The organism is Oleiphilus sp. HI0043 (assembly GCF_001634935.1).
The window spans coordinates 1-545 of sequence record NZ_LWEY01001837.1 but is presented as its reverse complement, the minus strand read 5'-3'; the positions used below and the strand labels follow the sequence as shown (position 1 = coordinate 545).

The 545-nt window shown below is 39.1% G+C and carries 2 protein-coding genes; both read right to left on the bottom strand.

The features are described 5' to 3' along the window. On the bottom strand, positions 1–302 hold a 302-nt coding region (locus tag A3729_RS34195; protein WP_231877522.1), incomplete at its 3' end, for a hypothetical protein. 38 nt (positions 303–340) lie between these two features. Next, positions 341–545: hypothetical protein (locus tag A3729_RS33615; protein WP_197476221.1), on the bottom strand; the 205-nt coding region annotated here is incomplete at its 5' end.

The window sequence follows — 545 nt, the reverse complement described above, 5'->3', positions numbered from 1 at the left end:
CTGACTAAAAAACCAACAAACAGATAGGGGCTCATTAATCTAGGAGAGGATTTACTCGCTATATATAGGGAACAAAGAAAGCCCAATGGCATATACAGCAGTATGTTCGTAGCAACATCTCTTAGGTTGTGAAAATTAAAAGAAAATGCACTCCCTTTTTCGAGTAGGGTCTGGATTGCACTTTCTGTGCTGGGTGCCTTTCCTGTTAGGTAAAAGCTTGCCGCTAGAATAAATAGTAAATATAGAAGTAGAAGAAGCCCAAAGCTTAGTCGTGTTATATTTGGGCTTGTTTGTAACGGCATTTGAGTTTCCCTATTTCTGTTAAGAGTAAATAATAGCTTTAGACTTTACCACTCAATAGCTTGGCGGCCACTTTGAATAGGAATACTTTTATGGCGTCACTGATCTTTTTGTCACCGGATATAGGGCTTAGCTTGATTCCCAGTCTCCTCTTAACTAATTCATTAAAGCGCAAGGCTAAGCCTTTCTTCTGAGTTTCTTTCGTGTTGAAGATAATTGATACTGAGGCTGAAACTTCATCGCAT